General features: G+C 48.6%; 18 protein-coding genes and 1 pseudogene. 6 read left to right on the forward strand and 13 right to left on the reverse strand.

All coding sequences use genetic code 11. From position 1 onward, the window contains the following. Positions 1-48: 48 nt before the first annotated feature. From ACUZ8J_RS12250 to ACUZ8J_RS12265, 4 genes are all read right to left on the reverse strand, one after another. Positions 49-3,951, reverse strand: coding sequence for a S8 family serine peptidase (locus tag ACUZ8J_RS12250; RefSeq protein WP_446693964.1), 3,903 nt, complete (start codon positions 3,949-3,951; stop codon positions 49-51). Positions 3,952-4,640: 689 nt separating this feature from the next. Continuing rightward, positions 4,641-5,045 carry a YbaY family lipoprotein gene (locus ACUZ8J_RS12255; RefSeq protein ID WP_011716717.1) on the reverse strand — a complete coding sequence of 135 codons (405 nt, stop codon included), beginning with the start codon at positions 5,043-5,045 and terminating at the stop codon, positions 4,641-4,643. A 1-nt stretch (position 5,046) separates the two neighbouring features. After that, positions 5,047-5,913, reverse strand: a complete 867-nt coding sequence (gene tesB / locus ACUZ8J_RS12260) for an acyl-CoA thioesterase II (protein WP_011622398.1) — start codon at positions 5,911-5,913, stop codon at positions 5,047-5,049. 114 nt (positions 5,914-6,027) lie between these two features. Beyond that, complete coding sequence (locus ACUZ8J_RS12265) at positions 6,028-6,981, reverse strand: SDR family NAD(P)-dependent oxidoreductase (protein WP_446693965.1); 954 nt, start codon at positions 6,979-6,981, stop codon at positions 6,028-6,030. A gap of 324 nt (positions 6,982-7,305) precedes the next feature. Between ACUZ8J_RS12265 and ACUZ8J_RS12270 the strand changes: the two are divergent. Beyond that, positions 7,306-8,179: pseudogene (locus ACUZ8J_RS12270) on the forward strand (1,4-dihydroxy-2-naphthoate polyprenyltransferase). A gap of 154 nt (positions 8,180-8,333) precedes the next feature. Here ACUZ8J_RS12270 and ACUZ8J_RS12275 read toward each other — a convergent pair. Both ACUZ8J_RS12275 and ACUZ8J_RS12280 read right to left on the reverse strand, forming a co-directional pair. Further along, complete coding sequence (locus tag ACUZ8J_RS12275; RefSeq protein ID WP_446693966.1) at positions 8,334-9,143, reverse strand: DODA-type extradiol aromatic ring-opening family dioxygenase; 810 nt, start codon at positions 9,141-9,143, stop codon at positions 8,334-8,336. A gap of 70 nt (positions 9,144-9,213) precedes the next feature. Continuing rightward, positions 9,214-9,693 carry a DoxX family protein gene (locus tag ACUZ8J_RS12280; RefSeq protein WP_446693967.1) on the reverse strand — a complete coding sequence of 160 codons (480 nt, stop codon included), beginning with the start codon at positions 9,691-9,693 and terminating at the stop codon, positions 9,214-9,216. Between the two features lie 198 nt (positions 9,694-9,891). Between ACUZ8J_RS12280 and ACUZ8J_RS12285 the strand changes: the two genes are divergently transcribed. Further along, positions 9,892-10,791, forward strand: a complete 900-nt coding sequence (locus tag ACUZ8J_RS12285) for a LysR family transcriptional regulator (protein ID WP_089068015.1) — start codon at positions 9,892-9,894, stop codon at positions 10,789-10,791. A 77-nt stretch (positions 10,792-10,868) separates the two neighbouring features. Here ACUZ8J_RS12285 and ACUZ8J_RS12290 read toward each other — a convergent pair whose 3' ends face one another. From ACUZ8J_RS12290 to ACUZ8J_RS12320, 7 genes are all read right to left on the reverse strand, one after another. After that, positions 10,869-11,168, reverse strand: a complete 300-nt coding sequence (locus tag ACUZ8J_RS12290; RefSeq protein ID WP_167373632.1) for a hypothetical protein — start codon at positions 11,166-11,168, stop codon at positions 10,869-10,871. 156 nt (positions 11,169-11,324) lie between these two features. After that, positions 11,325-12,035 (reverse strand): hypothetical protein, encoded by a 711-nt coding sequence (locus ACUZ8J_RS12295; protein WP_446693968.1) that lies wholly within the window; start codon positions 12,033-12,035, stop codon positions 11,325-11,327. A 279-nt stretch (positions 12,036-12,314) separates the two neighbouring features. Continuing rightward, the gene (locus ACUZ8J_RS12300) at positions 12,315-12,779 is read right to left on the reverse strand and encodes a hypothetical protein (protein WP_446693969.1); all 465 of its coding nucleotides are present in this window, start codon (positions 12,777-12,779) and stop codon (positions 12,315-12,317) included. 10 nt (positions 12,780-12,789) lie between these two features. After that, the gene (locus ACUZ8J_RS12305; RefSeq protein ID WP_446693970.1) at positions 12,790-14,907 is read right to left on the reverse strand and encodes a S8 family serine peptidase; all 2,118 of its coding nucleotides are present in this window, start codon (positions 14,905-14,907) and stop codon (positions 12,790-12,792) included. A 537-nt stretch (positions 14,908-15,444) separates the two neighbouring features. Next, entirely contained in the window at positions 15,445-16,971 is a 1,527-nt protein-coding gene (gene gndA, locus ACUZ8J_RS12310; RefSeq protein ID WP_446693971.1) for an NADP-dependent phosphogluconate dehydrogenase, read from the reverse strand. 228 nt (positions 16,972-17,199) lie between these two features. Beyond that, positions 17,200-17,514, reverse strand: a complete 315-nt coding sequence (gene sugE, locus ACUZ8J_RS12315) for a quaternary ammonium compound efflux SMR transporter SugE (protein ID WP_011625939.1) — start codon at positions 17,512-17,514, stop codon at positions 17,200-17,202. A 317-nt stretch (positions 17,515-17,831) separates the two neighbouring features. Further along, entirely contained in the window at positions 17,832-19,739 is a 1,908-nt protein-coding gene (locus ACUZ8J_RS12320) for a propionyl-CoA synthetase (protein ID WP_446693972.1), read from the reverse strand. Positions 19,740-19,965: 226 nt separating this feature from the next. Between ACUZ8J_RS12320 and ACUZ8J_RS12325 the strand changes: the two genes are divergently transcribed. The 4 genes from ACUZ8J_RS12325 to ACUZ8J_RS12340 all read left to right on the forward strand — a co-directional run bounded on the left by ACUZ8J_RS12325 (position 19,966) and on the right by ACUZ8J_RS12340 (position 25,356). Next, entirely contained in the window at positions 19,966-21,648 is a 1,683-nt protein-coding gene (locus ACUZ8J_RS12325) for a L,D-transpeptidase family protein (RefSeq protein WP_446693973.1), read from the forward strand. Between the two features lie 272 nt (positions 21,649-21,920). Beyond that, a complete protein-coding gene (locus tag ACUZ8J_RS12330) occupies positions 21,921-22,325 on the forward strand; it encodes a MerR family transcriptional regulator (RefSeq protein WP_011623082.1) in 405 nt (134 codons plus the stop codon). Positions 22,326-22,478: 153 nt separating this feature from the next. Further along, positions 22,479-23,648, forward strand: a complete 1,170-nt coding sequence (locus ACUZ8J_RS12335; RefSeq protein WP_011716702.1) for an isovaleryl-CoA dehydrogenase — start codon at positions 22,479-22,481, stop codon at positions 23,646-23,648. Between the two features lie 100 nt (positions 23,649-23,748). Then, positions 23,749-25,356, forward strand: a complete 1,608-nt coding sequence (locus ACUZ8J_RS12340; RefSeq protein WP_446693974.1) for a carboxyl transferase domain-containing protein — start codon at positions 23,749-23,751, stop codon at positions 25,354-25,356. Positions 25,357-25,390: the final 34 nt, after the last annotated feature.

Consider the following 25,390-nt stretch of genomic DNA (forward strand, 5'->3'; position numbering starts at 1 on the left):
TTAATGCGTCACCTAACGCTTAGGTGAAAGCATTCAACTCATAGCAAATTAGCGCTGTTTACGGCGACCAAAGGCAAATGGCAGCAGTAATAAACTTAACCAGCCTAAAGCACCACCGTCATCCTTCTTCGGCGGAGTATCGGTAATCGATACCGACACTAAGCTCGAATCGCTGTTGCCGTGGTTATCGGATACCGTCAGTTGGAATGACACGGTTTGTGCCGCACCATTCACACTTGGCGCCACTAAGTTTAATTTGGCCGCTGCGGGGTCAAAATTAAAACTGGTGCCACCTAACTGAGTCCACTTGTAGGTCAGCGGATCGTTGTTCGCATCCGATGATTTGCTCGCATCGATAAACAGCGGCTTACCTTCTTGGACTGTGGTTGGCGCTTCAACCTTAGCAACTGGCGCCACTTCAGACACATCAAACTGGTAACTTTGAGTCAGGGTTTCTGACGAGGCATTGTTGACCTTGTTTGTCAGGCTTAGCTGATTATCGACACTCGCCTTACGTGGAACCAGCTCAAAGCTGATGTCTTTCGCGTCAGCGCCCGATGGCATCTCGACCGTCCAAGTGATCTTATTACCATCTTGCTTACCGTCATGGCTGATGTTAGCCACTTCATGGCCTTCAGGCAGCATAGCTTCTAAGTTATATACACGCGTTTCTTGGGTTCTGTTGGCTTCGATGCGGGTTTTCATCACCTTAGCCACGCCCGGTGTCAACTGACCACTTAGCGCATTGCCCAGAGGCGATAGCACATCATCACCAACACGTTCAAAGATAACGGGTAACTTCACTGGGGCCACTTTGTCATCACCCGTGGTGAGGGTCAGCATGGCTAACCCATCGTCACCCACTTTGAGCGCGTCCTTCCACGCCAGCTTGACGTCGAAGTCCTTAGTATCGCCAGAAAGTGTCGCCGTTAGGTTATCTGCTGCGGTTTCATTGTTGTAGAAGGTCAATTGTTTCAAACCAAACACGTCATCGGCCGTCGCGGATGAGGCGCTGTAGTTTTGCACAATCACATAGTAACTGCCCTTCACCGGATTATTGAGTAAGACACTTTCCTCTGAACCGTCTTTAGCCGATGAACCCACTCGCACAAGTTTGCTGCCATCGTTTTTATCGAGCAGTACATACATATCGAGATCTGGCGATGTGGTGTAGCTAATGGAGGTACGGAAGAACAGTGCATTCTCATTCACGTCAAACTTAAACACTTTGACGCCATCGGCGAGATCATCAGTGTATGAGGCATTGTTCGAGTCTTGCTTCACACTTGACTCAATGGTTTGGCTCAGCTTTAGGCCCGTCACTTCGGCGCCCACGCTGGCAAAATCCACCGCCTTTAAGCCTTCAAGATTGATTTCATCCGCATTACGGGTCGCTTCAATGTTCACTAAATTGGGCAGGTTACGCTTACCAATCTTAGCCGCAATCGGCATAGTCGCCGTTGGGAAGCTTGCAGACTCGAGCACTAAGTTGCCAAAGCCCCAATCTGCGCCCACTTGTGTCACATCGGCGGTCACGGTAATGGTTTGGCTCGCGCCTTTTTTCAGGGTAAAGCTTTCAGGTGACACGGTTAATGCTAACTTATCGGTCGCCGCTTGGCCCTTCGCCGTCCAACTACCATCTTGAGTTGCCGTTACGGTACGGGTCCAAGTACAGGTATTCACGCAGCGAGAATCGGCCATGCTGGGCACGTTTAACTTACGTGGGTCACCGTTCACGACTGGGTTGGCTATTTCATAGTTCAGGGCACTTTCGTCCATCACTAAACCCGTTTTAGCCGCTAAATCCACACGTATACGGCCAGCACCCACGTCGAACGGATCGGCAACGGTTTTAGCATCGGCTTTTTTCATCGCCTGCGCAGTCGTAGCGGTCAGCATTAATGCGGAGCGGATATTGTCCGGTGTCCAATCCTTGTGCAGTGACTTTAACAGCGCGCCAGCACCCGCAACATGGGGGCTTGCCATTGAAGTGCCCGACATCAAGGTAAAGTCGGCAGGATTTGTGCCCGATTTATCATGGCCAAATTGTTGATCTGCATAAGCAGCGTAAATGTCCGTACCCGGAGCGGCCACCGAAGGCACAATCACATCATTGGTCGCATTTGGGCCAATCAGTGAACTGGCAGATAACACATCGGCCTCACGGCTAATCGCTTGCGGTGTCGGGGTTAAGGTTAACTCAACGGCTGGATTGGCGGCCATGGCCTCGAGTAAGGCTACGCCATCGGTATTTCCAATAAATACCGCAGGGACATTTAACTTCTCCAATGCCGACATGGTTAAACGCGCATTGCCTTCACCATCACGGTTGTACACGATAACCGCTTTAGCGCCCGCCGTTAATGCACTCGATACTTTAGTGGCGAAATCACATGAACCGCGTTTGATAACGGCAATTTTGTCTTTAAAGGCATCGGCAGGGAATACTTTACAGCCTTCCACATTGGTCGCATCAACTGCGCCTGCAAATACGGGCAGTCCTTTCACAACGTCGGTTTGCACAGGGCCAGAGCCTGGGGTGAATTCAAAGGTCTTGCCATTAAATTCCAGCTCACGTACCACTTCACGATTGTGAGTCGAGTTAGCTACCGAGGTATACCAAGGTGCGTTTTTAGACGATGAATAAGGTACCTGCGCGATATTTGCCCGGGTGTTACCTGCCGCAACCGCAGCAAAAATACCCGCATTACGCGCCGCTAAGAAGCCCTGCTCTGTCGCGCTGTTCCATGGATTGCCGCCGCCACTGATGGAGAAGTTGATCACGTCTACGCCATCTTTAATCGCATCATCAATCGCTTTTAAAATCGGTGCCGTTGAACAGCCATTGTAAGTATCTTCTTGATCGCCAGGCTTACAGACTTGATAGGCAATAATGTTTGCGTGGGGAGCCACGCCGGACATTTGCGCAAACGTTAAGCCAGTCGGGATCCCCGAACCTTCGAGTTTACCTACTTCTCCCTCAACATAAGGTACATTGAGCAGAATGTTGCCTGCCGCGGTGCTGGCAACGTGGGAGCCATGACCACCGTAATCTTCGCCGTTTTTAGCGGGCGGCGTCGCGCCGAAAACCTTTTCATCATCATAGACATCGGTGATTTCAGGGTAGCTACGCACACCAATCAGCTTGTCGTTACACATGCTGGCAAAATCGGTTTTACAGTCGCCAACATAAATCCCTTGGCCTAAGGGGTTGGTATGATCGTAACCATCTTCACCCACATCGGCGAAAGAAGCGTGATCAGAGTTAATCCCTGAGTCGATAATCGCCACAATCACGCCTTCACCCATAGCTTTAGTGCCGGTTGCACTACCGTCCCACACCTTTGGGGAGCCGATCAATGCCTGACTCACATCGGTTTCAAGCTGTTCGACTTTCTCGCGCTCGATATAAACCACTTCAGGTAATTCGGCCAGTTTGATGGCTTGCGCCTGAGTCATACGAACGGCAACACCGTTGATGGCGTATTGGTAAGTGGTCAGCGGCTCAAGACGGCTACCAATGGCCGCGCTGGCACTTGTTAAAAAGCGCTCTTGCTTGACCTTGAGGAAACTGACGTAATTTTTGACTTCAGGTGCGGCGGCATTAAGTTTGACATTACCTGTCTTACCTGTGCTTTTTGCCTGCGAGGTCGACTGTACATGTTGTGGGCTGGTGGCCTTAAAGCCTGGAATATCACCTTGATAATTCGCGACCGCGCTGTCACGTAATCTCACGATATAGGTATATTCTCCCTCGGCTAAATCTGGCTCAGGAATAAATTTTACATCTTGGTTGTTAACCGCAGTTAATTGACCTCGGGTCGAATCATTTGATAATTCCGCTGGAATATCTAACTGTAACGTTTCACCAGTTGGCGATAATACGGTTTGCGCATTTGCCGCAGCCGACAGCAATGCCATAGACACCGCTAGTGCAATTTTTGTTTTCATGTTCGCTTCCTTCGCTATATTAAAATTACTGCCGAAAGTTCCATTTTTAATATTTATTCAGTACAGCAACATCATTAAATGACTGTAACTGATAGAACTTTACCGCAGCGTTTTAACACGCAACGATACATATTGAAACACCTTATTAACCGAATAATTACCCATAAAATCAATTAATAAGAATGACGTACTCAATAAGCATTCATCGTTTGCAGGTTAACGGAATACCAGATGGTTTATACTGCGAAAGGGAATGTTAGCAAGCGCTTAAAAACCAAATAAAAATTCATTATCACTCATTAATAAATCCTGTTCTTAATTGGCAATTAACAGTATGGCAAACTGATAAATAAAGATGAAAACGGATTAGATTTAAATGAAATAATTTCAAGCAGACATAATTTCTCACAATTAAGGCTGTGATGAGTTAGATAATTTATTGGACAAATAACCGGCATATTATTTAACGAATGTCGTACTTATTTATCTAAGTCACAGTCATACGAAACGCAATGTACGTAATACTCTGTACGAAATACGCAGTATGGCCACCCAATAATTGTAAGACCGCCGGATAACAGAACTGAAAAAATAGCTGGGTGAAAAACAAGCAATAAAAAAGGGGATTAACTCCCCTTTTCGATAAAATGCAATCACGTATCCTGCCAATAGGCTTTAAAACATTCAGCCTACTGCTCTGTGCGAACCGCTTTCATCAATACTTCCGTGGTGTATTTATCGTTGTTAATCACAGGGAAGCGGTCATAGGTTTGAAAAATCACCTTATCCTGATACTTGATCATGGCCACCACGCCGTAATTAATGCGTTTATCGATAGATTTCGCCGGTAATAAGAACTTAAACGGCACAGGCGCCCTAGCGATATTAAAGCTCTTTTGGGCAATGATGACGCCGGGTGTGTTTAAATCGATAATCGCAATGGTAATTTCACTGCCTTGGGGCAGGAGAATTTTTTCCAAATAGCCCGCCGCCCCATTAACCACCACCGGAGGATCGGGTTGAACCGTCACGCAGCCACTTAAGGCAAATGTCACCAGTAAAAATGACATAAACAACTTTATTTTCATCAACATATTAACTTCCTTTTACCATACGGATCAGCCCCTCTTGAGTCGTCGAGGCGACAAGCTCACCCTGCTGATTAAAAAATTGGCCTCGTACATAACCTCGTCCACCGCTGGCGGTTGGACTGTCGATACTGTAGAGCAACCATTCTCCCATATTAATTGGGCGATGGAACCACATCGCATGATCGATTGTTGCCATGCGGATCCCCGGCGTTAAAAACGACACGCCATGGGGCTGAGCCGCCGTGACTAAAAAGTTAAAGTCAGAGGCGTAGGCCAGCAAATACTCGTGAATATGGGCATCCGTTGGCATTGGCCCATTCGCCCTTAGCCACACATAGCGATAGGGTTCGGTTTCTTTAGGCGCGAAGGGATGCAAAGGATTGACTAATCGCATCTCAATCGGCGCGTCTTCCATAAACTTTTCGAGAATACGCGCGGGCACTTTATCCCTTAAGGTCATCGCCAGCTCGTTTTGATTCAATAACCCTTCGGGGCCCGGCACCTCGGGCATTTGAGCCTGATGGTCAAAGCCCGCCTCGGGTTCTTGGAAGGAGCAGGTCATATGAAAAATCGGCCGACCCTTTTGTATTGCACTCACGCGCCTGGCACTGAAACTGCCGCCATCGCGCATATTTTCCACTTCATAGACTATCGGGAGCTTCTCATCCCCTGCGCGTAAAAAATAAGAGTGTAGCGAATGCACTTTACGCTCGGCTGGCACAGTTTGCTTAGCGGCGCTCAGGGCCTGCCCCATCACTTGACCACCAAATACATGCCCAAATCCTAAGTCTTGGCTTTGACCACGAAACAGCCCGATTTCAATTTGCTCGAGGGATAATAATGATAAGAGATCGTCTAATACCTGACTCATGGGATCCTACTGAAAATTAGCAACTAATGCCCAAGGGTAACTCAGTTAGACTAGGGCTGACCAGTAGAGAGTCGTTAGCTTATTGCATCTTGTGGCTTCTGCACGCCCAAAGCACTATTCAATCTTAATATGATGCTCAAGGGCACTCTGTTTTGACCAAGCCAACACTTTATCTTCGCCGCAGGTATGCAAATTAATCGGAAAGGCATAATGCAACTCGGGCCAGTATTTGATCAGTTTATCGGGTGTACACAGCCCCTCACTGAAATAGATGGACTGAAATTCGGCAAACATCCCATGACTCACACTGCCCGCCCCCGCGAGCAGATGCTGGCCATTCGGTGCGGCACGACTGACTAAAAATGCCATAGTCGCCGTGACCGTATCAAAGGAAAATAGCGGTTGGATCGCTGGGGCTAAGTGTTTATCGGTCATGGCCGTGAGCGCCTGCGGGCACAGACTATTGATATGGATGTTATATTGCTCGCCCTCTAAGGACAGGCTATTCACCATACCGACGAGGGCCATCTTGGCGGCGCTGAACGGAACCTGATGTAAGTCGCCAAACAACGCCGACACCCCAGTGGTCATCAAAATTCGGCCATAACCATGGGTCTTCATCAGCGGCCACAGGGCTTGGGTAAGATAAAAACTGCCGTTCACATCCACATCAAACTGTCGCTGCCAGTCGGCTTGTTGGATATGCTCGAAGGAGCACGCGCCGTAAACCCCGGCGTTATTGATCAAAATATCCACGCGTTGCCAATCTTGCTGTAGGCGATTCACCATCGACTTGACGTCATCCTGCTGGCTAACATCCACTTCAAAATACAGGCATTCTGCCCCGAGCTTTAAAATGGCCTGATGGGTTTGCTGCAGCTCTGCGTTAGTTGCATGAGTTAAGTTAGAAGAGCTAGTTGCCCTCAATGCCTCGCCTTGGGATGGACTTCCCTTAGGTTGGTCAACTAATACCAGTTTGGCGCCCCGCTCAGCCAACATAATGGCATAGGCTCTCCCTAGCCCGGAGCCTGCTCCCGTTACCAACGCCACTTGATTATCGAAACGCATCCTGTCGTATCCTTATCATTGACATTAACGCTAAACGCCACACTAAACCGTTCACCTCACAGCTCTGGTTATTGCAAAAATAGGGGTGAAGTTCATCGGCTTAACCGATGTTTGGCAGTGGATCACAGGGGATATAAAAACACAGGCATAGTGGATTTTCTTTGAACTTGGCGACAAATCTTTCCCCTGAAGGCGAAACATCTGTGCGCCAATTCAAACTCTATTACATGCGTGTATTAGATAGTACTCACTTTAACGCAAATTCTTGTTATGCTATGACGCTGTTCACTACCCAATTCTTTTCTTAGATAACGACTGGACATCATGAATCCTTGGATTTTAGCCATCAGGCCCCGCACCTTACCCGCGGCAATCGGTCCCCTATTAATCGGTAATATTCTGGCACTGCACCTTGAGCGTTTTAGCTGGTTAATTGCCGCCACCTCGATGTTGTGCGCCATCCTATTGCAGATCGCCGTCAACCTCGCCAATGACTACTTTGACTTTAAAAACGGCATCGATACCGCCGAACGACTCGGCCCGGTTCGCGTCACCCAGAGTGGCATGATCCCCCCCCATAAAGTCCGTAATGCGATGATCCTATGCTTAGTGCTGGCATTAACCGTGGGCTCGTATTTGATTTGGCACGGAGGCTGGCCGATTGCGATTTTAGCGGCGGCGGCCATTTTAGGCGCCCTCGGCTACAGCGGCGGCCCGTATCCTCTGGCATCACACGGGCTAGGTGAAGTCGCCGCCTTCGTGTTTTTTGGTTTAGTGGCTGTGGTCGGCAGTTATTATCTGCAGGCAGGTGATACCAATATGAATGCCTGGCTACTTGGCTGTGCCATTGGCTTATTTAACGCCGCCATTATGTTGGTCAACAACACCCGCGATATTCGTACCGACACCCAAGCGGGCAAACATACGCTCGCGGTGAGGATTGGCGAGGCGCAGGCCAAAGTCTTGTATCAAGCCTTAATTTACTTGCCTTTTGGTTTAGTGATCGCAGGATTCTTACTGGGCATTGCCGGGCTTACCGGTACTGCTGGCGGGCTTATCCCTGCTTATCGCCCGTAAACTCAGCAGCGATTTCTATGCCGTATCGGGTGAAGCGCTCAATCCACTATTGGGACGCACGGCAAAACTCACCATGATATTCAGTACCCTATTCAGTGTGGGACTGGTGTTTACCGCATAAACGGGAATATCAAGGTCTCGGGATTACCCAGAGTTGAGTGAAAAACCAGCCCACAAGGCGGCTAGGTTAAAATAGACAAGGCTTTAAATACAAAAAGGTTCGTCACGATGCGTTTAATACGCAACATGACGAACCTTTTGCTTTTAGAGGCTGATTAGGACCAGAGGTAACCCGATATTGCTGTGTTAAATAACAGGCCACTAAATTGATGTGTGGCTTTTGGGGTCTGCAAATGCGCCGCGCCAAAACACACATGTAAAGGGATTAAGTGCTCTTCCCTTGGGTGGCTAAAACGAGCCTCCGGCGCCGATTGCCAATCGATTAATAGTGCCTTGGCCTGGCTATCGCCTGATGTCACGACATTGGTTAACCAAGTATCAAACCCTTGGCTGCGAGGCAACACCTTAGGATCGCTGGAGAAAAACGCCCGCATATTGTGAAACGACATGCCAGACCCCACAATCAACACCCCTTGCGCGCGCAATGTCGCAAGAGCCTCGCCGATAGCAATATGGGCACTCGGGTCGAGGTGCTGCACTAAGGACATTTGCACCACAGGAATATTCGCCTCAGGATACATCAACTTAAGTGGCACAAAGGTGCCGTGATCGAATGCGCGCTGATTGTCGAGCCGCACCTCAATTCCACTTGCCTTGAGCAAACCAGCAATGGTTTCGGCAAGCAGTGGCTCACCGGGCGCAGGATACGAAAGCGTATAGGCCTCAGGTGGAAAACCATAGTAATCGAACAACATGCCTGGATGAGGATGGCTCGACAGTGTCACCTGTGCCTCTTCCCAGTGGGCCGTCACCAATACAATGGCCTTGGGTGTCGGGATAGTATCCGAAACCTTAGATAAAAATGCCCTTAACTCCAGATGATTTGCATCATTGAGTAGCGGTAATGGCCCGCCACCATGTGGAACAAATAACACTGGCATTAAAGCGGAATTCGCGTGCGTCATAATAAACTTCTCTTGATGAAACCGTTAGTTGTCACTTGTGAATCAGACCTTGCCAGCCTTGTGGCTAAGATTAAAAAGCTGCTTTCATGTCCACCAGCTGACGTTGAAAACGCACCAATCTATCAACGGTTTCATCGAGCTTGATGATTAAAAACAACAGCGCAGATAAAGACAGTGCAGGTAACGCGCTCAGGGTGGTTTCGTAATTAAAGTGGTAGTAAATCGCCCCCATCATCACCGACAGTAATGCCGTCGCCGACAGGACTCGGTATTCACGCCAGCCAATGCCAATGGCGCCCAGCACTTCAATCACACCGATAAAATAGCCAAAACCCGTGGGCAAACTCATCACGCTAAAGGGCACATGGAAAAACGGTACGCTAAGTAACTTGCCCATGCCCGAGAATAAAAACACTATGCTCATCGCAAGTGTCACCACCACCGCCGCACGATTTAAGGTATTGGCACAGATAAAGAGTTTTTGAGGGTCAGTCTCGGCCACGGTTTTATCTGCATTGCCTTTGGCTAAACATAATTGATTTATCGACATAAATACCTCATTACTCATCTCTTTTAGACTCAGTTCAGCGTAACTCTCGCTAAACGGCACCCTAAACGCAAAGTAGTGGACTCGCATTGAGCCCACTACTGTCATATGGCGGAATTATGCGCCCACAAGAAATAAATAAATATGGAATAATATCTAACATCTCCTAAAATAATTCTTTATTTGTTTAAGAGTCTTGTCATGACCTTAGAACAACTGCTGATGTTCAATACCGTCGCCCTCGCTGGCTCGCTAAAAGCCGCCAGTGACAAACTCCATAAGACCCAACCGGCGATCAGTCAGAGCATTAAACAGCTGGAATCCCAGTTAGATTTAGTGCTGTTCGACCGCCAAGGGTATCGCTTGACGCTCACCCAAGAGGGGCGAAAGCTGCTGCAATACGCCCAACGCGTACTGAATGAAGCGCAAGAGATGCGCCAAGTCGCTAAGCATTTGGCTAAAGGTAACGAGGCCAGTATCACCTTGGCCTTCGAAGCCTCCTTTAACCTTACCCGCATCTTGCCGATGCTGGAGCGAACACAAAATGAATTTCCGCACACTCAAATCATTCTTAAACAAGAATATTTAACCGGCGCACTCGAAGCCTTAAATCAAGGCGAAGCCGATATTGCGATTTCAGCGGGCGGCATTGATCCTGTCCGTTCCAGCCATTTTGAGCTGGCCTACTTATTTTCAGGCAGTCTGTTAGATGTGGCCTCGCCGCGTTTACTGAGTCGGCACCCCACCCTGAGCCATGTGCGCGAATTGGTGAACGAGTACCAAATTGTGATCCAAGATACTGGCACCGGCACCGCCAATATCGAATTTGGAGTGCAAGCAGGGCAACGCCGTTGGTACGTTAATGATTTTTATACAAAGAGAATGCTCATTCAGAGCGGCATGGGCTGGGGAAAATTGCCACATTATTTGGTGGAACAAGCCCTTGCGGATGGAAGTTTACTGCCACTGGAGCTACGGGAAAGGCAAAATCTTATCCAACTCGATTACTATGTAATGCGCCCGCCCCACTCGCCCTTAGGCCCTGTGGCGCAGGCACTGTGGGAAAACCTAGTCCAATTAGCCGCAAAGCAAAGCGTCTAAGCAATCTATCTAGGTAACACATGCTCAAGATATGTCGACAGAATAAGCATTTATGGAGCAGCCGCGCAATTGTTGAGTTAATGACGGAGCAAATTCAACCATTCTTGGGAATTGGCCAAAATAAATTGATACACGCTGCCATCATCCAAGGTGATTTTTATCGCATCAGAAGTCACTGGTAAAATGCCGCCGCCCTTACCCCAACAGGATTCAACCTTGGCGATAGCCTTTCTTTGCAGTTGATATGGCCCAAGTCCTAAGGTTTTATTGTAGGGGGAAAAACAAACCATCTGATCGGTGACAGTTAACTGGCCATCGGCTCGTGCCACACCATCTTGCGCCGTCGCGATAGCAGATCTGATTAGGTTTTCTTGCATAGCTTCACTCCATTGAATAGTGCTAACAGCATAATTTCCAATCTACCAAACACTGCGGCTATGTCAAGTTTAACGACAAACCTGTCATCTGCGGCCACTGTGACCTAACTTGTCCGACAGACCGCTTAATCATTCTTATCCCGCGAATAAATTCACTCAGCGTTGATAATAAACAATTGACCAAAAATCAAACTGTTCACCTTTGGCGGCGCACCAATCCGGAAACGGCTCATCCCCAGCAAGCGTGGAATACTCCTCCCAGCAATTAACCATAGACAGGTAATAATCATGCCTGTTTTGCAGCCTTGATTTACGCTCAATCGTCGGTAATCGCGTGATTAATGCTTGTGCTGACGCTAGCGAGTCTTTTGCCCGTGATATATCACCCAGCAACACAGATTCCGATAGATGGTGGGTCTGAAAATCGACACGGTTTAAGTGAGACAACGCGACTTGAGTGAGGCAAATTTCATCGGTAGGCTCGAGCGCTAACGCTCTTTCATAGGAATCGGTATCCCCAGCAATATAGCCTAACCATTTGTAGGGGATGGGATTGTTAGGCTCATCTAACGTCCATTGGGTCAGCACGCCTTTTAGTAAAACTATGAGGGGATAAGCGAGTAACTGGTGTGTTTCACTGTGCCCAAAACCTAAGGAGGATAGCTCCTCTGCGATGTGCCTCTGCTCAGCCAAGGACAGGCTCTTACAGTGCGACACGAATTGCTTTACCGTCGCAATCGCTTGCTTCTTTAGCCCTTGCTCTTTTTGCAGGCAATATTGACCAAAAAGTTCATACCCCTTCAAGGCCGAATACTGAGTCCCTATCGCCTTTAATCCTTCAAAGTTATCGCTATTCCAGTAGTTCATATAGGTGTTTAAGTTAAGCGCTTGAGTTAATAGTTTAAGTTAGGTGTTTGAGCTGCGTTGTCTTCAGCCGCAAGGTATTGGCTGCCGTCAGTAAAAACATAAGCCTTAAGAGCAGATTGTAATCACCAAGCCCGCCTAGAACCACATGATTTACCATTAAGCAGTTAACTATCCAAGGTTTTATCTCAACTTGCTCAACTTTATCACTTCTATTGAGCAGGGCATCAGAATAATAAAGGGCCTTGCGGCCCTTTATTCGATGTTAACCTAACAAGATGATTATTGGATTTCTTGCTTGGCGAGTGCGCGGTCAAGTTTGGCACGCTCAACCTCAGGAGAGGCTTTAACCGCTTGGATTAAACCGAGCAGATCTGTGCCCTCTTCGGCAGCAAGCAACAATAAGTTGTTGTTATTTTGCCAATCTACTTTTAGACCATGGGCCTTAGCAAAATCAGCAGCCGACACACCAGGTTTTAACTTAACCACTAATTTACCGGTCATTTCGGCAAAGGCCTTACCCGATTGGGTCACCACTTTTTGCCCTTTGACCAACTGCTTAGCCTGCTTAACCCCTGACTCAGTTTTTACAAAGTAAGGAGTATCCAAACCTAAAAACTCGGCACGGCTAACCTGAACACCTTTAGACTCGGTTTGAGGCTCAGTAAATTCGACTTTGTCATGCGCCATCGCCTGCACCGACAGTGAAAGGGCCACAGCCATTAACGATAAATTTAACGCTTTCATTGATTACTCCTTAAGATGCAGACTTGGCAGCATGGCCATGGAAACGAATTGACCAACCTTTCAGCTTGCCATCGGCTTCGTTAGGGATAGAGATATAGCCTTGATCGTATTTAACAAATCGGTAGCTACCGCTATTCACATCAATCAGCTTGATTGTCCATTCACCCTTTGATGATTCGCCATAGAAGGCATTCGATAACATAGGTGTTGCATCATAGCCAGTAACAAGATCTTCAGGGTTATTTTTGTCCATCACACCTTGGTAAACTAAACCGTTATAAGGTGTCATCAACACACTCTTAGTGCCCGAAGGTGAAATCAGCTCGACCGCTAAATCAGGTAGACGCAGATGGTCGGCCGTCAGCTCAATTTGCACGGCTTCAATGACTAAATCGTCTGCAACCACTTGGGTATCAGTCACACCGTTAACATCCGCATCAGGAATCGCCTTAGTGAGCTCGGGGCTTGCTTGCCACTCAGTGACCACATAGTCACCTAAATCTTCGGCATAGGATTTAGCCAGTTTAACGGCTTCGGTAAGATCCACACGACCAAAACCATAGAGGTTATGGAAAGAGAACCCGGCCGCGTTTTGCAACCAGCCAGGGATAGCCGTATACACTGGAGCGGCTTCGCCCTCACCTATGGTCACCGTTTTCGGCGCAATATCCGCATCCACTTTGGTAGCTGTCTTGGCGAGAATATAGCGAACATCACGCCAAGAGAGATCTGGATTCGCACTCATGATCACCGCCACTGCACCCGAGGTATTTGGCGCCGCAGACGAGGTGCCGTTCATGGTCGATGTGTAATCACAGTTAGGATTTAATGGGTTCAACCCACCGTGGAATGGCGTGCTTGGTCTATCTTCTGCAATCGCGGAACCATTCTCACAGCCCATACGGTCGGTGGTCACAATCGCTGGATCGTCATCACCATATTCACCACCCGGTGCGGTGACGAAAATGTTCGACCCCACGGATGAGTAGCTAGAAAGCTCACCCTTAGCGTTAATTGCGCTGACCACTAAGTTATAAACGTTAGCATTGTCAGAGGACATGTTGGAGTTATGGAAAGGCAAGCCATGGTTAGCAGGGTTTTCCGCCGTTGCAGTGAAGTAATCCCCTGGCAACCAGAAGGTGCGGTAACGGTAGTAGTTATAACCGTTGCCAGCAGATTTCACGAAAATACTGCCTTTACCATCGAAACTTTGCGTTGCAATATCTTGATAAACTTCGGTTTCATCCTCATCAAAACCATGGGGGAATGGCACACTGTAGCCATAGCTTTGGTTAAAGACTCGCGCGCTATCACTATAGGCACTGGCGCCATGTGATTTAGCAAAGTTTTCAAATGTTTGAACGTTCTCGACTTTACCCGTTGGGTCTTGATCTAAAAAGTTAAAGCCGATCAATTTAGCCTTAGGTGCAACACCCCGACCGCCGATACCATTCCAGCCCTCGGCCGCGATAATCCCACCAACGGCAGTACCGTGACCCGATTCACCCGAGAAAGGCGTTGGATCCACTGTGCCAGTAATCAAATTGTAAGAACCGCCATTGACCGTGTTGTTCATCAAATCTGGGTGCGCAATCTCTAAGCCATCGTCCACCACAGCAACGGTAATGCCCTGTCCCATGGCTTGAGCAGACATAGCCCCGCTTACATTCATATCTTCACCGGCAACACCGCGATGAGCCGCAAAGGCATTCTGTCCGGTGTTTTTTAAATGCCATTGGTAGGTAAAGAGTGGATCGCCATGCTTGATATTGATTGTCAGATTGGCTTCAGCCTGTAATTGGCCGTCGGATACTTTAAACCGAACCACTTCGGTGCCTTCACTGGCATCGGATGCATAGGTAAATTCGCCAGTGTTTTTATTCACTAGCGTAAAGGTGCCCAATTTAAGATCGGCCGGGTCAACCAATGAATAAGTCAAACCACCTTCGGCATCACTCGCTTCCAGTTTTCCAGTAAACAGAATTGACTGTGACACATCAACAGTCATATCCGCCGTGGTCGGGGCTGTATTCACTTTAGGCACAGGTGCCGGAGCCTTCTTATCATCGCTCCCACAGCCAGCCAATAAGGCCGCCGTGATGCTCAATGCAACAATGGACATACGCATAGTAGACATTCCTTCTTGTCATTACTTATCGCAACTTAATTTGGCGTGATAATTGTGATTAATCTTATTCCGTATTAAGTTCTGTTATTTTAGTTATTCCCTATGATTCCCGATAAAACACAAGCACCAAATAGGAAGCAAAGATTTAACACAGAAGAAATAATTGTGAAAAGAAATATAAATAGTATGGCAGACTGTTTATATATTGGCGGTTATTTTATCGACAAGAAATAAAAGAAATCAGGATAAACAAAATCTAAACGAAGCAACATAAAGATTAAACAAAACAACAAATTGTATGAGATTTAATTATCTACTTTTTACAGTACGGCAAATCATTAAATACACATACTTTTTTACATTTTTAAATTTTCAAACTCTTTTCTGATGTTACATTTAAAAAATTAACCATTCTATAAATGCAGTAAATATTATAAATTAGCAGCACAAGAATTAACATTAATACAACATTGTTATTTGTAAAAATAATTCTAGACAATAAAAAAGCCCCTATTTAGGGGCCTTTGTACGATTTATTTAGAGTTTGATTAATACCCGATTTGGGGCACTCCAATCTAAATGATATTTCTCGCCAGCGGGCTTATCTAAGCGCTCAAAGGTGTGGGCACCGAAAAAGTCCCTTTGACCTTGAAGCAAGTTTGCTGGCAGGGTTTCGCTGCGGTAACTGTCGTAATAGGCCAATGCCGAACTAATACAAGGCACGGGGATCCCTTGCATCACTGCCGCCGCCACAGCACTGCGCCACTCGGTTTGTTTTTCCGACAAGGTAGTTGCAAAGGTGTCGGCCATCAATAAACAGCTTAAGTCCGCATTCGCTTGATAAGCTTGAGTGATAGATTGCAAGAAGGTGGCACGAATAATACAACCCGCACGCCAAATCTTCGCGATTTCAGCAAAATCGAGCTGCCATTTTTGCTCCTGCGCCGTCATCGCCATCAATTGGAAGCCCTGGGCGTAGCAACATACTTTAGCGCAATAGAGCGCACTCTCTAAGGCATCGATTAAGACGGCTTTTTGAGCATCATCCATCGCCACAGAGGCAGGACCTGCAAGCTTTTTACTAAGCTCAACACGGAGGGATTTTTGGGTGCTCACTGCGCGCGCATAAACCGCTTCGGCAATGGTGGGAGCCGGACAACCAATTTGCAAACTGCTCACCGCAGTCCAAAGGCCTGTGCCCTTTTGCCCTGCTTTATCGAGGATCATCTCAACTAATGGCTGACCCGTTAGCGGATCCGCCTGTTTAAGCACCTCGGCGCTGATCCCCATCAAATAGCTGTTTAAACTGCCCTTATTCCAGCGTTCAAACACCTCACCCACTTGTGCTGCACTCATGCCTAAGCCGTCGTGCATTAACTGATAGGCTTCGCAAATCAGCTGCATATCGGCGTATTCAATCCCGTTATGCACCATTTTCACATAATGTCCGGCGCCAGCAGGACCAATATAGGTCGTGCAAGGCTCACCTTCGGTCACGGGATTACCCGGCTCAAAACGCTCAATCGGCAGCCCAGTTTGAGGATCAACCTTAGCGGCAATGGCCTTCCAAATCGGCGCCACATGCTGCCAAGCCACAAGATCGCCACTTGGCATTAATGAAGGGCCAAAACGAGCACCCACTTCTCCGCCCGAAACCGCCGAGCTAAAGAAGATAAATTTCCCTTGGTAACGCTTTTCGCGCTCAACGGTGTCCGTCCAAAGACTGTTGCCCGTATCGATAACGATGTCGTCCGCTTCGATACCGGCAGAAATCAAGGCATGACATACCCCATCCACAGGCGCACCCGCAGGGACTGACAGCACGAGAATACGGGGTTGAGCGAGGCTTGCTAACATTTCTGAAAGATTAGCACAGCCTGTAATACGCAGATCCTGTCCTACACGTTCTTGTTTTTCTTGCTGTAAAACACCGTTGACTTTAACAGGATCGAGGTCGAAGGCACTGACGCGATATTGATTGTCGGCAATGTTTAGCGCGAGGTTTTTGCCCATCACGCCAAGGCCAATCACGCCAATGTCATTAAGATTGCTGTGGTTTTGCATTATATAATTCCCACGGGTCACAGAGGTTAGAAATAACCAATTTGGAGGTGTAATTATATCGGGCTTTGTAACTTAATTACCAGAGACAATAGACGATGCATACGATTGGCAATCTCGATTACCGTCTAAGATGCGTTGTTTTTTCAGGAGAATATTCCTAGATTTCATCAAACATCTTTACCAATCGTATACATCTGGGGCGAGCGCTTCTTTGGGGAAGTGAATTGATTAATGAGCAAGTTTTAAACCGAGAACGCCAAGCAAAATGAGGATTAAGCTGACGATTTTCAGCAGGCTCACCCCTTCACCTAAGAGAATAATGCCCGCAATCGCGGTGCCCATGGCACCGATGCCGACCCAAACCCCATACGCCGTGCCTATCGGCAGTTGTTTCACAGCCAGCCCCAACAGCAGCACACTCACCGTCATGGAGAACACAGTAAAGACGCTCGGCCACAGGCGGCTAAATCCGTCGGTGTACTTAAGCCCGATGGCCCAACCAATTTCAAATAGCCCAGCAAGAATTAATAGAAACCAGCTCATAGAGAACTCCCATACGGGGTCGTCCCCAAATTGATATCGGCGTATTTAGGGTCGTCCCTAAGCCGTTGTGAGATGTTTAATGTCTTGAATCTAGAGGTAAAGTCTTAAGATCCAATGCCTTAATCGTGCTTTGTAAAAGCTCGACGATTAAGTATGCGGGCTAGACTAACAAATAGTGACATCTAAGAGCAAGCATTGAACTTCAGCCCTTTCCGCAAAATAAAAGCGATAGCCTGATGGGACTGCTCTTATCAGACTATCGCTTTATCTTGGCTTTACGGCCCCTATTCAAGGACGCTCACCACAGCCTTGTCACATTAACCCACGAGAGCATCGGCATAACCCATGCGGGTTAAGGTCGTGCGGACTAAATCGAGGGTCAGCGGATCTTCAATGGTCGCTGGCGCCGTATATTGCTGATTATCGGCAATTTTACGCATAGTGCCGCGCAGGATTTTGCCCGAGCGGGTTTTCGGCAGCTTTTGAATCGCACTCACTAACCTAAAGGACGCGACGGGACCAATTTCTTGGCGAACGAGGGCAATTAACTGTTTATGCAGCTCCTCGTCCGTAATGGTCACGCCCTTTTTCAGCACTACTAAGCCCAGGGGCACTTGGCCTTTGAGTTTATCATCGACGCCAATCACGGCCGCTTCGGCCACATCGGGATGCTGGCACAACACCTCTTCAAACCGCCCGGTGGAGAGTCGATGGCCGGCTACGTTAATAATGTCATCGATACGGCTCATGATATACAGATAGCCATCTTCATCCATGTAACCCGCATCCCCAGTGAGGTAATAACCCGGGTACATAGATAAGTAACTGTCCTGATAGCGTTTATTATTTTGCCAGAGGGTAGTGAGTGTGCCCGGTGGCAGCGGCAATTTGATGACCACATTACCAGAGACATTCGCCGCCACTTTGGCGCCCATCTCATCGACCACATCGACCTCATATCCTGGTACAGGACGGCCGGGCGATCCTGCTTTAACGGCAATCGGTGCCACGCCCATCAGGTTTGCCGCCACTGGCCAGCCCGTTTCAGTTTGCCACCAATGGTCGATAACCGGTTTATGCAGTTTGGCTTCGGCCCAGTGCAAGGTATCAGGATCGCAGCGCTCCCCTGCCAAAAAGACATTCTTCAAGCAGCTTAAATCGACGCCTTGGATAAATTCGCCGTCGGGATCTTCACGCTTAATGGCACGGATCGCCGTGGGCGCGGTGAAAAAGCTTTTGACTCGATACTTAGCAATCGTGCGCCAAAAGGCGCCGGGATCCGGCGTACCTACGGGTTTTCCTTCGTATAACAAGGTTGTCGCCCCGACAAGCAGGGGACCATAGACGATATAGGAGTGTCCCACAACCCAGCCCACATCCGATGCCGCCCAAAACACATCCCCTTGGGCAATATCGTAAATATTGGCCATGGACCAAGCCAATGCCACCGCATGGCCGCCATTGTCTCGCACCACACCTTTGGGTTGACCCGTGGTCCCTGAGGTATAAAGCACATACAGGGGATCGGTGGCTTTTACCGTCACACAATCAGCACTGTCGCTCGTACATAAGGCGGTTTGCCAGTCCTTATCGCGCCCCGCTTGCATCTGCGCCTCATATTGGGGGCGATTTAAAATCAAGCAGTGCTCAACTTTGTGCACCGCTTCATTTAATGCTTTGTCCAGTAAGGGTTTATAGGGCACCACGCCTGAAGGCTCAATCCCACAGGAGGCAGACATGACCAACTTTGGTTTGGCATCATTGATCCGAGTCGCCAGCTCATTGGCCGCAAAGCCGCCGAAGACCACCGAATGAATAGCGCCAATGCGCGCGCAGGCAAGCATGGCATAGGCGGTCTCGGGCGCCATGGGCATGTAGATAACCACACGGTCTCCCTTAGTCACGCCAACACTTTGCAAATAGCCCGCAAGCCTTGCCACTTGGGCCTGCAACTCACGGTAAGTAATGCTGTATTCGGTTTCCGTCACCGGGCTCACGTAATGAATGGCAATTTGCTCACCACGCCCCGCCAACACATGCCTGTCCACCGCGTTGTAGCAAGTGTTTAACTCGCCATCGCTGAACCAGTGATAAAACGGTGCCTCACTTTCATCTAATATTTGTTTGCTCGGCGTCACCCAGTCTAAGGCCTTGGCGGCTTGTTGCCAAAATGCCTGTTTATTCGCAATAGATGTCTGATGTAATTGTTGTCCAACATCTGTCATAAGGCCTCCCATCATGACACTCACCCATGTCACCACAGATGAAACTCTCCCCTTCCTTCCCTCAGGGATTATGACCTGCCCAGCGCTATTCCCCCATTAGACTAAGGGATATAACCGCTAAAATTGTTAAACATGTTGGATAATTGTACATCTCGCTTGCTGTGCGAAATGATTCAACATAGTCTTATGTCTTTAATGGTTTTTTTCATGGAAAGAAATACTCATTATGATTCGCTTCAAACAATTCAAACCTGCCTTACTCCTGATCCTCAGTCTCGTTAGCGCGAGCAGCTTTGCATCAACCCAACCGCTAGAGACTTTACTCGAACCCTTATCTATCGGTGAGCGAGCCAAAGTCGACAACACTCAGGTCATTAGTGCCAAGTTGCTGTCGCGGGTCTACCAAGTGCGTCAATATCAGCCGCTCTGGCAAGACAGAGACTACGCGGGCACTATGCTCGATGTGATAAAAAGTGCCGATGATGAAGGATTGTCGAAGGAAGATTATCACTACTCCAAGCTAGTCGAACTTTACCAACAGCTCAGTGCCTCGAATTGGCAGGATGAATACCGCAGTAACATATTTGAAGTGCTACTCAGCGATGGGATCATCACCTACGCCATTCATTTACTGAATGGCAAAGTGAACCCCAGCATGCTCGGCAAAACTTGGAATTATGATGAAACCCATCTCGATTTCGACACCACATTAAAGCAGCTCGAAGAACACATAAAAGCGCACACTGTGGCTGATGCGATTGCAGGTTTAGCGCCTAAGATTGCGCCCTATCATCAGCTTAAACAGTATCTTGCCCAGTACAAAGAGTTGGCAGCGCGTTATCCTTTTAGCCCCATTCCCTATACGGAAGTCATCAAACCAGGTAGTACTTCCCCCTCGGTACAAGGTATTGCCACACGGCTAACAGAGTTAGGTTACTTAGCTGCAAGCGTGCCTGCGGACAATAGCGCCGCCGTGAACCAGCCCTTAACGTACGACAGCTCACTTGAAGCCGCGGTGCGTCAATTCCAAACCGACCATAGTCTCAAATCCGATGGCGTGATTGGTGCGGGCACTATGGCGGCGCTCAATGTGCCCTACTCGCAACGGGTCGATCAGATCCGTATTAACCTTGAGCGTGCGCGCTGGTTATCGGCAAACTTGCCCGCCAATTACCTGATCGTCAACTTAGCAGGATACGAGCTGTTACTCTTTAAAGACAACAGCTTAAGCTGGCGAACCGACATTATCATCGGCAAAATTAACGCTAAAACGCCGCTGTTTAAATCCAAGCTAAAATACGTGGTCGTTAATCCGACTTGGACTGTGCCCCGCAGCATCTCCACTGAGATCATCAATCACTTACGTAAAGATCCCGATTATTTACAGAAGAAACACTTTAAAGTGGTCGAAGGCTCTGGTACGCCCGTGGATGCAAGCGGTATCGATTGGCATAGCATGACGCGCAAAAACTTCCCCTACTGGTTTGTGCAAGACCCGGGTGAAGATAACTCACTGGGTCTAGTTAAGTTTATCTTCCCTAACCAATACTCGATTTATCTGCACGATACACCAGCTAAAAGTCTGTTTGAACAAACGGATAGAGCATTCAGTCACGGCTGTATTCGAGTCAAAGATCCACTCGTGCTGGCGGATAAATTGCTGAGTGCCAATGCCAATTGGTCAAGTAACACGCTCAGTAGCAAATTGAGTGAGGGAAAAACGGAAAACCTGTTCTTAGATGAACCCTTAGACATTTTAATCATGTATTGGACCGTCACCTTAAAGGACGGGAAAATCAAGTTTTACAATGACATATACAAACGCGATCCGGTACTTATTGAGGCGTTAAACCGCCCAACCTATGAGGGTGTGTTAGCCGATGATGGTTTACTCAACACTATGGAGTAAGCGCTAATAATCGCGGCATTTGATACAAGTTGTTTGCTCAATCCACAGCGCTGCGTTGCCCAATAGCAAGACGAGGGCAGCGCGGCACGTCCCCGCTTCACCAGAGCCTTTATGTCTCGCACTTACATCATTAATATCAATAGTTTGAACTGAAACCACTCGAGCGAGTGGCAACAAGAATTGACAAAAAAATCAGACTAACTACGCCGCAATCTTTACCTTTACGTAAACTTCATATATCTTGCATAAAAATGATTAACTAAGGTGCCTGAATGAGCGCAACTAACACGCCACAAACGACTTATTCGATCAGTGATCTCTCTAAAGAGTTTGATATCACGACCCGAAGCATTCGTTTTTACGAAGACCAAGGCTTACTTAAGCCAAAACGTCGCGGTCAAACCCGCATTTACAGTCTCAAAGACAGGGTTCGACTCAAACTTATCCTGCGCGGCAAGCGCCTTGGGTTCTCCCTCGCAGAAACCCGTCGCCTGTTCGAACTCTACGATGCAGACAAGAGCAGCACCACCCAGCTCAATACCATGCTTGCCCTAGTGGAAGAGAAAAAATCCGCACTGCAGCAGCAAATGGACGACATTAAAGTGGTACTGATGGAGCTGAATTCGGCCGAGCAGCAATGCCGCCTCGCCCTAGAAGAAAGCAAGGCCAAGGCCTAATTCCTTCGAGGCTTGCGAGCATAGCATTAATCAACACCTCAGTTGGTACGACCGCGTGACAGGGATAAATCACGCACTGTAAGACGGTTTTAAAGACTCAAGCACCTAATAATCATAAAAATATAAATTAGAACCTAAGATAGGACACAAGCAATGAACTCACTCTACACCAGTCTCAATTTTGGCCTAGGCGAAGAAGTCGATATGCTGCGCGATGCGGTGCAAGATTTCGCTAAACACGAAATCGCCCCCATTGCCGCTAAAGTCGACCACGACAACGCCTTTCCTAACGAAATTTGGCCCGTGCTCGGTGGAATGGGACTCTTAGGTGTTACTGTGCCTGAGGAATACGGCGGAGCAAACATGGGCTATCTTGCCCACGTGGTCGCCATGGAAGAGATTTCCCGCGCCTCGGCCTCTATCGGGTTAAGTTACGGCGCCCACTCCAACCTGTGCGTAAACCAGATTAACCGCAACGGTAATGCAGAACAAAAAGCCAAGTATTTACCAAAGCTGGTCAGCGGTGAACATATCGGCGCTCTGGCAATGAGTGAGCCCAATGCTGGGTCAGATGTGGTTTCGATGAAGCTGCACGCCCGTAAAGAAGGCGACCGTTATATCCTCAATGGCAACAAAATGTGGATCACCAACGGTCCCGATGCCAATACCTATGTGATTTATGCCAAAACCGACTTAACCAAAGGCGCACACGGCATCACCGCCTTTATCGTTGAACGCGGTTTTAAAGGTTTCAGCCAAGCGCAAAAACTCGACAAACTGGGAATGCGCGGTTCAAACACCTGTGAACTGGTGTTTGAAGATGTCGAAGTGCCAGAGGAAAACATTCTCGGCGGCCTCAACAATGGCGTCAAAGTGCTGATGAGCGGCTTAGATTACGAACGCGTCGTGCTCTCAGGCGGACCGCTTGGGATCATGAACGCCTGTATGGACATCGTTGTGCCTTATATCCACGAGCGTGAGCAATTTGGCAAATCCATCGGTGAATTCCAATTAGTACAAGGCAAATTAGCCGATATGTACACAGGTATGAACGCCGCTAAAGCCTATGTGTATAGCGTGGCGAAATCCTGCGATCGCGGTGAAACCACTCGCAAAGACGCCGCGGGCGCTATTCTTTACAGCGCGGAACTGGCGACCAAAATGGCACTGGATGCCATTCAATTGCTCGGCGGTAACGGTTACGTCAACGAGTATGCGACTGGCCGCTTACTGCGCGACGCCAAACTCTATGAGATCGGTGCCGGCACCTCAGAAATTCGCCGTATGCTGATTGGCCGCGAGCTCTTTAACGAATCGAAATAAGCAGCCTAGGGCGAACGGCGCATGATGAGCTTTTGCCTTTCATGCCCCTCGCCCACCGAGCCAACTGATACTGAGTTACCGCTTTATAAGGACAATCAAAGTGACGCAATTAAGCAGTCGTATCAACGCCCGTAGCGATGAATTTAAAGCCAAATCCGACGATATGGCCGCCCTCGTGGCCGATCTCAAAACCAAGCTTGCCAAAATTGAACTCGGTGGCGGCCCCGTTGCCCTAGAGCGCCATTTGGCCCGAGGTAAACTCCTTCCCCGTCAACGGGTTGAGAAACTGCTCGACGCTGGTTCGCCCTTTTTAGAACTATCACAGTTCGCGGCATTTGAAGTCTATGACGAAGAAGTGCCCGCCGCAGGGATTATCGCCGGTATCGGCCGCGTTAGCGGCGTAGAATGCATGATTATCGCCAACGATGCCACGGTCAAAGGCGGCACTTACTACCCTATCACGGTCAAAAAACACTTAAGGGCACAGGAGATTGCCAGTCGCTGTCATCTGCCCTGTATCTATTTAGTCGACTCGGGCGGCGCTAACTTGCCCCGTCAGGATGAAGTCTTCCCCGATCGCGACCATTTCGGCCGGATTTTTTATAACCAAGCGCAAATGTCCGCCAAGGGCATTCCACAAATTGCGGTGGTGATGGGCCTATGTACCGCGGGCGGCGCCTATGTGCCTGCCATGGCCGATGAATCTATTATCGTTAAAGAACAAGGCACTATCTTCTTAGCTGGGCCGCCGTTAGTGAAAGCCGCGACCGGTGAAGAAGTCAGCGCCGAAGAACTCGGCGGCGCCGACGTACACACTAAAATTTCAGGTGTCGCGGATCACTTAGCCCAAAACGATGAGCATGCATTAGAGCTTGCCCGCCGCGCAGTGCTGCGTCTAAATCATCAAAAACAAATCAACAGTCTGCTAAGCCCAGTTAAGCCACCCAAGTTTGATATCAACGAACTCTACGGCATTGTCGGCACCGATCTGAAAAAGCCCTTCGATGTGAAAGAAGTGATCGCCCGCATCGTCGACGACTCGGATTTCGATGAGTTTAAGGCCAACTATGGCGCGACTTTGGTCTGTGGTTTTGGCCGTATTCACGGCTATCCCGTAGGGATTGTGGCCAACAACGGCATTTTATTCTCAGAATCGGCGCAAAAAGGCGCGCACTTTATCGAGCTGTGTTGCCAGCGCAAGATCCCGCTGCTGTTCCTGCAAAACATCACCGGCTTTATGGTGGGTAAAAAGTACGAACACGAAGGTATCGCTAAGCACGGCGCCAAGATGGTAACCGCAGTCTCCTGCGCCAATGTGCCTAAATTCACTGTGATTATCGGTGGCAGCTACGGCGCGGGTAACTACGGTATGTGCGGCCGCGCGTTCGAGCCGACCATGATGTGGATGTGGCCCAATGCGCGCATCTCTGTGATGGGTGGCGAACAAGCCGCTGGCGTATTAGCGACAGTGCGCCGCGACGGTTTAGCCCGTAAAGGCGAAGAATGGTCTGCTGAGGATGAAAAAGCCTTTAAAGCACCGATTATTGCCCAATACGATAAAGAGGGTCATCCCTACCATGCCAGCGCCCGCCTGTGGGATGACGGCATTATCGACCCAGCGCAAACCCGTGATGTGGTGGGCCTTGCCCTGTCAGCCGCATTAAATGCCCCTATCGAAGACACCCGCTTCGGCGTCTTCCGTATGTAACGCATCTTGCGATGCCTTACGTATCACTCATAGA

The sequence above is a fragment of the Shewanella sp. Koi 1 genome, from assembly GCF_052907445.1.

Excerpts from the sequence above, each read along its gene's own strand:
- ACUZ8J_RS12325 (WP_446693973.1), top strand. The coding sequence starts at position 19,966 with ATGATTCGCTTCAAACAATTCAAACCTGCCTTACTCCTGATCCTCAGT.
- sugE (WP_011625939.1), bottom strand. The coding sequence starts at position 17,514 with ATGAGCTGGTTTCTATTAATTCTTGCTGGGCTATTTGAAATTGGTTGG.
- ACUZ8J_RS12295 (WP_446693968.1), bottom strand. The coding sequence starts at position 12,035 with ATGAACTACTGGAATAGCGATAACTTTGAAGGATTAAAGGCGATAGGG.
- ACUZ8J_RS12300 (WP_446693969.1), bottom strand. The coding sequence starts at position 12,779 with ATGAAAGCGTTAAATTTATCGTTAATGGCTGTGGCCCTTTCACTGTCG.
- ACUZ8J_RS12305 (WP_446693970.1), bottom strand. The coding sequence starts at position 14,907 with ATGCGTATGTCCATTGTTGCATTGAGCATCACGGCGGCCTTATTGGCT.
- ACUZ8J_RS12320 (WP_446693972.1), bottom strand. The coding sequence starts at position 19,739 with ATGACAGATGTTGGACAACAATTACATCAGACATCTATTGCGAATAAA.
- ACUZ8J_RS12330 (WP_011623082.1), top strand. The coding sequence starts at position 21,921 with ATGAGCGCAACTAACACGCCACAAACGACTTATTCGATCAGTGATCTC.
- ACUZ8J_RS12290 (WP_167373632.1), bottom strand. The coding sequence starts at position 11,168 with ATGCAAGAAAACCTAATCAGATCTGCTATCGCGACGGCGCAAGATGGT.
- ACUZ8J_RS12265 (WP_446693965.1), bottom strand. The coding sequence starts at position 6,981 with ATGCGTTTCGATAATCAAGTGGCGTTGGTAACGGGAGCAGGCTCCGGG.
- ACUZ8J_RS12250 (WP_446693964.1), bottom strand. The coding sequence starts at position 3,951 with ATGAAAACAAAAATTGCACTAGCGGTGTCTATGGCATTGCTGTCGGCT.
- ACUZ8J_RS12255 (WP_011716717.1), bottom strand. The coding sequence starts at position 5,045 with ATGTTGATGAAAATAAAGTTGTTTATGTCATTTTTACTGGTGACATTT.
- ACUZ8J_RS12335 (WP_011716702.1), top strand. The coding sequence starts at position 22,479 with ATGAACTCACTCTACACCAGTCTCAATTTTGGCCTAGGCGAAGAAGTC.
- ACUZ8J_RS12285 (WP_089068015.1), top strand. The coding sequence starts at position 9,892 with ATGACCTTAGAACAACTGCTGATGTTCAATACCGTCGCCCTCGCTGGC.
- ACUZ8J_RS12275 (WP_446693966.1), bottom strand. The coding sequence starts at position 9,143 with ATGACGCACGCGAATTCCGCTTTAATGCCAGTGTTATTTGTTCCACAT.
- ACUZ8J_RS12280 (WP_446693967.1), bottom strand. The coding sequence starts at position 9,693 with ATGTCGATAAATCAATTATGTTTAGCCAAAGGCAATGCAGATAAAACC.
- gndA (WP_446693971.1), bottom strand. The coding sequence starts at position 16,971 with ATGCAAAACCACAGCAATCTTAATGACATTGGCGTGATTGGCCTTGGC.
- tesB (WP_011622398.1), bottom strand. The coding sequence starts at position 5,913 with ATGAGTCAGGTATTAGACGATCTCTTATCATTATTATCCCTCGAGCAA.